The following is a 1096-nucleotide window of genomic DNA, read 5'->3' on the forward strand; positions in this document are numbered from 1 at the left end:
TAGATTTTTTTATGGAAGCTCCATGGGACTGAATCTTGTGGAGCAAGAAGTTAATTTGCTAAAGAAGTATAAACCATACAAAGAGCCAAATGAGCAAGAAAATAAGGCCTTAGCATGAGTTAGGAATAGTTGAAAATACTTTAGTGTTAATAGACCAATAGAGAGGACAAATCTGATGAAGTTAGTTAATTCTATATCAAATAAGTACCGTCTCCATATTAGAGAAAAAGCAATTCAAAACTCTAAGAACCGTATTTTACTTGCTGGGAAAGATGAAAGAGATTTTAGTCGTGAAGAATTGGAATCTATAGTTCGCGAAGAAGAGGATAAGCTATACGACAAAATTAAGAATATGGGGCTGTTTGCTGTCATGAGCGCTTTTGGAATCTCTCTTTGGGGGTAGTGTCACTATGCTTAATCTAATAACTCGCTGGGCGTTTATCGCCTGCATATGGAACAAGCACCATAAAGTGATTAAGGTGCTTTGTTTATGCTCTCCCTTGGTGCTATTAATCTTTGTTTTACACTCGGAGTACATTGCTTACTGCAATATTTCTGACACGAAAACATGCGCTATTGGCTTATCCTTTACGTTTAAGTGGATAGGGATACTATCTATAATTCTGGTGGCTATTGTTTTGTCTAAATATAAGCACCCAGCGCCGTCTTCCGCTCACGAACAAATAACCAGAACTAGACTAAGAAATCCACAAAAAAGTGACGGATTTGATGAGATCAGAAACAAAAAAAGGCTTTTGAGTCGTGGCGATATCCTAATTCTGAGTAAGCCAAATCGTTAATAAGAAACTCTTGAACCCTCAATAGAAAAGGTGATTTTATGCTGTACTTTCATCCTGTTGTTGCTTGTTTGGTGTTGTGTTTGTTTTTCCCTTGGGCTGGAATTCCACTCCTAGTTTTGATGGTTATCTATTACCTGCTAATCGTTCCAATATTTGGGGATAAGGGTGATGAAAATAAGAAAAACAAGTAGTCCACTGACGCTACTGTTTGCACTTGCTGTGACGCAAATGTGTACATTGGTTCCTCAGTTTCAAGAGGTTGTTGCAGTGTTTATTATTATTGGACATATATTACT

1 protein-coding gene is annotated in these 1096 nt (G+C 37.2%); it reads left to right on the forward strand.

Going from position 1 to position 1096, the window contains the following annotated elements:
- Nucleotides 1-175 precede the first annotated feature (175 nt).
- Nucleotides 176-403 (forward strand): hypothetical protein, encoded by a 228-nt coding sequence (locus A3761_RS23860; protein ID WP_068739405.1) that lies wholly within the window; start codon nt 176-178, stop codon nt 401-403.
- The last annotated feature ends 693 nt before the right edge of the window (nt 404-1096 follow it).

It is taken from the genome of Oleiphilus sp. HI0123, from assembly GCF_001635315.1.

Coding starts and splice junctions, on each gene's coding strand:
- A3761_RS23860 (WP_068739405.1), top strand. CDS start 176: ATGAAGTTAGTTAATTCTATATCAAATAAGTACCGTCTCCATATTAGA.